Genomic DNA, 6093 nt, shown 5'->3' with positions numbered 1-6093 from the left:
AGGTCCGGCGAGGGATGCGGCTCCCACGGCGCGGTGTGATGCTCGCCGACCCAGGCTTCGCGGTAGCCGAGTTCGTCGAGCCAGCGCATCACCTGCAGATCCCAGTCGTGGCCTTCCTTCAATCCGCACTCCGGCGGGTGCGACGGCATCGTGAAATATCCGATCTCCATGGCGTGTCCTCTCCGCGTTTGACGTTCCAACGCGTCTTGCTGCGCGTTCGCCGCCACGCGGCGGCATGATAAGGCTAACACAACCGGTCTCGCCGGGAAGCGCACAAAACCGCGAGCCGCCGCGCGGGGCCGGATCGGGTCCGTCGTTCAATATTTCTCTAAAGATTGCCGCATTGCCTCAGCGCCGCTTTCGAAGCCAGAGTCCGCCATTGCCGCCGCAGCAGCGGCTCGACATTCGCGCGCGCCGCCTTCGACAGCCGGATCAGCACCATCGGATAATCACGATAGTGATCGGTGAAGTAAAAAATCGTCGGCGCGCGCTCGATCAGCATGTCGCGCTCGTCCTGCGGCACGCCCGGCATCACCAGGCTGTCGCCGTCTTCCCTGAGCCGCACCAGCAGCTTCTTGCGCACCTTCAGCGCCGGCGTGCCGTAAGACGTGCCGTCCTCGACTTCGGGCCACGCCAGCGCAGTTTTCCGGATGTCGTCGAAGGTCATTTCGTTGCTTCGATTTCCACCGGCGACACCACCGTCAATTCCGGCCACAGCGAAAGCCAGCGCGCGGTCTTTTTTCGATAAGCGGCGGCTGAAAAGCTCGGCGTGAAATTAGGCCGCACCGTCATGCTTTCCAGTTCGTCAAATCCGGATGGTGCGTAGACATGGTCGCCGGTGCCGCCGCGCTGGAGGCCGACCTGCGTGCATCGCGTGAGAAAGCGATCGATGCCTTCTGCCGAATTCCGCAGCGGCGGATAAAAAGTGCCGTGCTTCTGCTGGTACCACAGATGAACGCGCGCCTGATTGCGCACCTCGATGCGGACACCGAGCCGCGTCGAGGTTTCGCGCAAGCGGCCGATCGCGCGGTCTTCGGCCTCCCACGACAGGTCGGGATCGAAATAAAACACGTCGTAATCGTTGATGCCGTAGTCGATCGCGCGCCGGGTGCGAATATTCCAGATGGTCTGCGTCAGGCAGCCGGAGACGATCCAGGCGTCCGGCAAGTCAAGCCGCATCACCTCGTCGAGCAGCGCGTCATTGACGAGATTACACAGCACAAGCTTGCGAAATTCGTCCCCATTCATCCGAAGCAACCCCGGGAGACACCGTCATGGCCGGGCTCGTCCCGGCCATCCACGTCTCCTAGCTGTCGGCCTTAAAGACGTGGATGCCCGCGACGAGCGCGGGCATGACCAATTAATGTACCGACGTGAAAAACCGCGCGACGCGGAAACCGGACGGCCAGGTCCACACCGGCTGGCTTTTCGTGGCGAAATCCCAGGAACCTACGATCGCGTCCACCCGGCCGACCAGATTGTCTGATGGCAGCAGCCCGACACCGCCCTCGGCGACCGGGACGCGGCTGTCGGCGGAGTTGTCGCGGTTGTCGCCCATCACGAACAGGCGGTCCTTCGGCACCGTCACTTCGGGCGTGTTGTCGAGCCGGCCCTGATCGAGCGTCTTGAAAATGGTGTGGCTGACGCCGCCGGGCAGCGTCTCGATATAACGGCGCGCCGGTTCGTTTCCGCCGTTGTCGTCTTCGGCTTGGCCGATGCCATCAGCTTTCAGCGCCACCGGTTGGCTGTTGATATAAAGCACGCCCTGCCGCATCTGCACGCGGTCGCCGGGCAGTCCGACGACGCGCTTCACCCAGGCCTGCGAGCGGTCGCCGGGCCAGCGGAACACCACGACATCGCCGCGCTTCGGCATCGCGCCGAACACCCGTCCGGTCTCCGGAAAGGCGATGTGGATCGGCAGCGACGCCGCGCCGTAGCCATAGGGATATTTCGAGGCCAGCATTGCGTCGCCGATCAGGAGCGTCGGCTCCATCGAGGGCGAGGGCACATAGAACGGCTCGGCGACCGCCGCCTTGCCGAGAAAAACGATTGCCACGATCGCCGCGACCTGGACGAGTTGTCCGCGCAAGCCTAGCGCCGTCGATGCTTCCGGTGCCGTCTTCGCGCTCATCCTGTGCCTCCTACCGTGATCCGCTCCATCCGCAACGTCGGCTGGCCGACGCCGACCGGCACGCCCTGGCCGTTCTTGCCGCAGGTACCGATGCCGGAATCCAGCGCCAGATCGTTGCCGATCATGGTGATGCGATGCAAATCGGTCGGGCCGTTGCCGATCAGCATCGCGCCCTTCAGCGGCGCGCCGATCCTGCCGTTCTCGATTTTGTAGGCCTCGGTACACTGGAACACGTATTTGCCCGAGGTGATGTCGACCTGGCCGCCGCCGAAATTGGCGGCGAAGATTCCGTTCTTCACGGACTTAAGGATTTCCGCCGGATCGTGCCGGCCGGCGAGCATGTAGGTGTTGGTCATGCGCGGCATCGGCACATGGGCGTGGCTCTGGCGGCGGCCGTTGCCGGTCGGCTTCATGTTCATCAGCCGCGCGTTCTGGCGGTCCTGCATGTAGCCGACCAGGATGCCGTCCTCGATCAGCACGGTGCGGTTGGTCGGCGTGCCCTCGTCGTCGATCGACAGCGAACCGCGCCGCGACGCGATGGTGCCGTCATCAACCACGGTGACGCCTTTTGCAGCGACCTGCTGGCCCATCAACCCCGCGAAAGCCGAGGTCTGCTTGCGGTTGAAATCGCCTTCCAATCCGTGGCCGACCGCCTCATGCAGCATCACGCCGGGCCAGCCTGGGCCGAGCACCACGTCCATTTCGCCCGCGGGCGCCGGCACCGATTCGAGATTGACCACGGCTTCGCGGATCGCGCCATCGGCGGCCTCGCGCCACGCCTTGGTTTCGACGAAGCGCGCGTAAGGTTCGCGGCCGCCATAGCCCTTGCTGCCGCTTTCCTGCCGGTCGCCCTGTCCGGCCACGACGGAGACGTTGAGCCGCACCAGCGGCCGGATGTCGCGATAGCTCTCGCCGTCAGGCCGGAGGATTTCCACCATTTGCCAGGTCGCGGCGACGCTGACCGACACCTGCCGCACCCGCGGATCCTTGTCCCGGACATAGGCGTCGATCTCGGCCAGCAGCTTTACTTTTGCTTCGAAACCCGGCGCGTCGAGCGGATTGTCGTCGCCATAGAGCCGCACATTGGTATGCGCGGGAGCCGCAGCAAAACTGCCGCTATAGCCGCCGCGCACCGCCGCGACCGCATCCGCGGCGCGCATCAGCGCCGGCAGCGACACATCGGACGAATGCGCGTATCCGACCGCATCGTCTTTTACCGCGCGCAGGCCGAAACCCTGGCTGGTATCGTAGGTGGCCTGCTTGAGCCGGCCGTTGTCGAACATCAGCATTTCGGACTGGGCGTATTCCAGGAACAGCTCGCCGTCGTCGGCGCCCGCTAAGCCACGCGCGACTTCGTGGCGCACGGCATCGCGGTCGAGGTTGGCGCGGTCGAGCAGGGAGGAGGTCGCGAGGTTGGTCATGGGATGTTCCGTTTGCGGGCAGTATTTGCGTCAAGATAGTATTCCGATCGCCGACTTGCGAGGGGCAAACGCTGGCGCGCTCGCGCGAAAACGATGCTAGATTGGTACCATGGATTATCGGCATGTCATTACGATCGAACCGGGGAAGCGCGGCGGCCGGCCTTGCATCCGCCACATGCGGATTGCCGTCGCTGATGTGCTTGGCTGGCTCGCGGCCGGCCGGACACATGAGCAAATCCTAAGCGACTTCCCTGAATTGACCGAGGACGACATCCGGGCATGCCTTGCCCAAGCGGCTGCCTAAATAATCTGGTCGCGCGTCGGAAATCAGTCGACTGCGAAGCTAGCGTGGGTGAAGTCCCTCACGGCAGCTTGTCATACCCCTCGCCGATCCCGTTCAGGCTGAGCGGAAACCCGATCCCCTCCTCAGGCGTCTCGAAAATGATGAACGTCGCGGTCTTGGCCGTCCGCAATTGCCCGAGCAGCTTGTCATCCATCACGACTTCGGCAACGCAGCCGTTGGGCAGGCAGCGCACAAAACCGGCGCGGCCGACGTCGACATTGTCGAGTTTCAGGCCAAGCCCGGACGGCAGCAGCACGCCCAGCGGCGCCACCACCCGCATCAGCTTGCTCTTCTGATCGGCGGTTTTCAGCACGATCACCGTAAGGCCGGCATTGGAGCGGTCTTCCGCCACCACGCTCTGGATCAGGGCGCATTGCTCGCCCTGCGCGCCCGGCGGGGTGTCGCAGCGGATCTGCCAGTCGCCATGCACCGAGCGGACCGCGCCCTGGGCGCCGGCGGCGGCGGTTAGGCCGAAAAACAGCGCGGCGGCAAGGGCGCCGGCCGCAATCTGGGTTTTTGCCTGCTGTCTCGAAAACCCCATCCGGGTCGATCCCTTAAAGAGTCTGGCAAACGGGTTCAAACAGTGGACTGATCGGCAATGACGGCGCCTTGAAGGCGGCCGGAACAGGCCGCTCCGCTCAAGCGAATCAGGTTGCTGTGGAGCGGCCTCCCTGTGCCTACATCGGACAATCCGCCTGTCAAGCGGCGCCGCGCTGTAAATGTGGGTGATTCTCCCTATTTATCAGGAAAATGCGGCGCCGGGCGGCGAGGCACGAATGCATCGCTCCACGCCCTACTACTGCATTGCGACAGGCTGCGAATTATGGTTTGAGAGGCTGGATTTCGACGCGTTCCAACGTTTCGGCCCGGGTGCTCGTAAAGTTCATCTCAAGGCCGTTGGCGGGGCGCAGATCGTGCAGCATTCTCAAGCCGTTGGCTGACTTGCTGAGGGGATTTAGTGACAAGGAGCGCGAGCGGCATGAAGATGTCGAAGGGCCAGAGTGGCCGCCGGTTGCTGGGGTTGGCCGTTGTCGGAGCCGCGCTTGCTTTTGGCGGCGCGGCGTTCGCCGAATTGGGTCAGCCCAGGCCGTGGGAAATGACGCTGCAGGAATCTGCCAGTCCGGTAATGGACAACATCACCTGGTTCCACAATTTCCTGTTCTGGCTGATCACCATCATCACCCTGTTCGTGCTGGCGCTTCTCGTCATCGTGATGGTGAAGTTCAACGCCAAGGCCAACCCGGTCCCCTCCAAGACCACGCACAACACCCTGATCGAAGTGGCCTGGACCATCATCCCGGTGCTGATCCTGGTCGGCATCGCGGTGCCGTCGTTCCGCCTGCTGTTCCAGCAGCTCGACATTCCCAAAGCCGATCTCACCATCAAGGCCACCGGCAAGCAGTGGTACTGGAGCTATTCCTATCCCGATCACGGCAAGTTCGAATTCGATTCGCTGCTGGCCCAGGACAAGAAGCCCCGCCTGCTCGGTGTCGACAACGAAATGGTGGTGCCGGTCAACAAGGTGGTCCGGATCCAGACCACCGGCGCCGACGTGATCCACGCCTTCGCGGTGCCCGCGTTCGGCATCAAGATCGACTCGGTGCCCGGCCGTCTCAACGAGACCTGGTTCAAGGCCACCAAGGAAGGCATGTTCTACGGCCAGTGCTCGGAGCTGTGCGGCAAGGATCACGCCTTCATGCCGATCGCGGTGCGGGTGGTGAACGATCAGGAATTCGCAAGCTGGGTCGAAGGCGCGAAGAAGAAATTCGCGAGCAATCCTGCGAACTCGTTCGCATCGGCTGGCGCGGCGGCGCAGTAAGCGGGCCGCGCGCGCGGCAACCCACAAGGGCGACGGGCCGCATGGTCCGGAGAGACTGCAAGATTAGGATTTGAAAATGGCAACAGCAACACCGGCTCACGACGCTCACGGCCACGCGCACGACGATCACGCGCACGACCATCCGACCGGCTGGCGGCGCTTCGTCTATTCGACCAACCACAAGGACATCGGCACGATGTACCTGGTGTTCGCGATCATCGCCGGCGTCATCGGCGCGGCGATGTCGATCGCGATCCGCATCGAGCTGATGTATCCCGGCGTGCAGCTGTTCCACGAAACCCATACCTACAACGTGTTCGTCACCTCGCACGGCCTGATCATGATCTTCTTCATGGTGATGCCGGCGATGATCGGCGGC

At 63.5% G+C, this 6093-nt stretch carries 10 protein-coding genes; 4 read left to right on the top strand and 6 right to left on the bottom strand.

The features are described 5' to 3' along the window. The 5 genes from VGP39_RS13770 to tldD form a co-directional block, all read right to left on the bottom strand. On the bottom strand, positions 1 to 170 hold a 170-nt coding region (locus VGP39_RS13770), incomplete at its 3' end, for an LLM class flavin-dependent oxidoreductase (RefSeq protein WP_327568657.1). Between the two features lie 158 nt (positions 171 to 328). Next, entirely contained in the window at positions 329 to 667 is a 339-nt protein-coding gene (locus tag VGP39_RS13765) for an MmcQ/YjbR family DNA-binding protein (protein ID WP_327568656.1), read from the bottom strand. Beyond that, positions 664 to 1248, bottom strand: coding sequence for a nucleotidyltransferase family protein (locus VGP39_RS13760; RefSeq protein WP_327568655.1), 585 nt, complete (start codon positions 1246 to 1248; stop codon positions 664 to 666). The genes VGP39_RS13765 and VGP39_RS13760 overlap by 4 nt, the downstream gene beginning before the upstream one ends. 112 nt (positions 1249 to 1360) lie before the next feature. Next, entirely contained in the window at positions 1361 to 2131 is a 771-nt protein-coding gene (gene lepB, locus VGP39_RS13755) for a signal peptidase I (protein ID WP_327568654.1), read from the bottom strand. Further along, entirely contained in the window at positions 2128 to 3552 is a 1425-nt protein-coding gene (gene tldD, locus VGP39_RS13750; RefSeq protein WP_327568653.1) for a metalloprotease TldD, read from the bottom strand. The genes lepB and tldD overlap by 4 nt, the downstream gene beginning before the upstream one ends. Before the next feature lie 109 nt (positions 3553 to 3661). Here tldD and VGP39_RS13745 point away from each other — a divergent pair, with 109 nt between their 5' ends. Then, positions 3662 to 3856: a DUF433 domain-containing protein gene (locus VGP39_RS13745; RefSeq protein WP_327568652.1), complete on the top strand. Its 195-nt coding sequence runs from the start codon at positions 3662 to 3664 to the stop codon at positions 3854 to 3856. A 58-nt stretch (positions 3857 to 3914) separates the two neighbouring features. Here the strand turns inward: VGP39_RS13745 and VGP39_RS13740 are convergent, their stop codons facing one another. Then, positions 3915 to 4436: an invasion associated locus B family protein gene (locus tag VGP39_RS13740; protein ID WP_327568651.1), complete on the bottom strand. Its 522-nt coding sequence runs from the start codon at positions 4434 to 4436 to the stop codon at positions 3915 to 3917. Positions 4437 to 4614: 178 nt separating this feature from the next. Here VGP39_RS13740 and VGP39_RS13735 point away from each other — a divergent pair, with 178 nt between their 5' ends. The 3 genes from VGP39_RS13735 to VGP39_RS13725 all read left to right on the top strand — a co-directional run. After that, a complete protein-coding gene (locus VGP39_RS13735; RefSeq protein WP_327568650.1) occupies positions 4615 to 4836 on the top strand; it encodes a hypothetical protein in 222 nt (73 codons plus the stop codon). Positions 4837 to 4874: 38 nt separating this feature from the next. Then, a complete protein-coding gene (coxB, locus tag VGP39_RS13730; RefSeq protein WP_327568649.1) occupies positions 4875 to 5714 on the top strand; it encodes a cytochrome c oxidase subunit II in 840 nt (279 codons plus the stop codon). 76 nt (positions 5715 to 5790) lie between these two features. Continuing rightward, positions 5791 to 6093, top strand: a 303-nt coding sequence (locus VGP39_RS13725) for a cbb3-type cytochrome c oxidase subunit I (protein ID WP_327568648.1), incomplete at its 3' end; no start/stop codon positions are given.

This window comes from Bradyrhizobium sp. (assembly GCF_036009065.1).
In the GTDB taxonomy this organism is placed as follows: Bacteria; Pseudomonadota; Alphaproteobacteria; order Rhizobiales; family Xanthobacteraceae; genus Bradyrhizobium.
Note: the sequence above shows the minus strand (reverse complement) of the source record. Positions and strands in the feature narration are given on the sequence as shown.

Bases quoted from the DNA above. Each gene is read 5' to 3' on its own strand.
- VGP39_RS13765 (WP_327568656.1), bottom strand. From the start codon at position 667: ATGACCTTCGACGACATCCGGAAAACTGCGCTGGCGTGGCCCGAAGTC.
- VGP39_RS13760 (WP_327568655.1), bottom strand. From the start codon at position 1,248: ATGAATGGGGACGAATTTCGCAAGCTTGTGCTGTGTAATCTCGTCAAT.
- lepB (WP_327568654.1), bottom strand. From the start codon at position 2,131: ATGAGCGCGAAGACGGCACCGGAAGCATCGACGGCGCTAGGCTTGCGC.
- tldD (WP_327568653.1), bottom strand. From the start codon at position 3,552: ATGACCAACCTCGCGACCTCCTCCCTGCTCGACCGCGCCAACCTCGAC.
- VGP39_RS13745 (WP_327568652.1), top strand. From the start codon at position 3,662: ATGGATTATCGGCATGTCATTACGATCGAACCGGGGAAGCGCGGCGGC.
- VGP39_RS13740 (WP_327568651.1), bottom strand. From the start codon at position 4,436: ATGGGGTTTTCGAGACAGCAGGCAAAAACCCAGATTGCGGCCGGCGCC.
- VGP39_RS13735 (WP_327568650.1), top strand. From the start codon at position 4,615: ATGTGGGTGATTCTCCCTATTTATCAGGAAAATGCGGCGCCGGGCGGC.
- coxB (WP_327568649.1), top strand. From the start codon at position 4,875: ATGAAGATGTCGAAGGGCCAGAGTGGCCGCCGGTTGCTGGGGTTGGCC.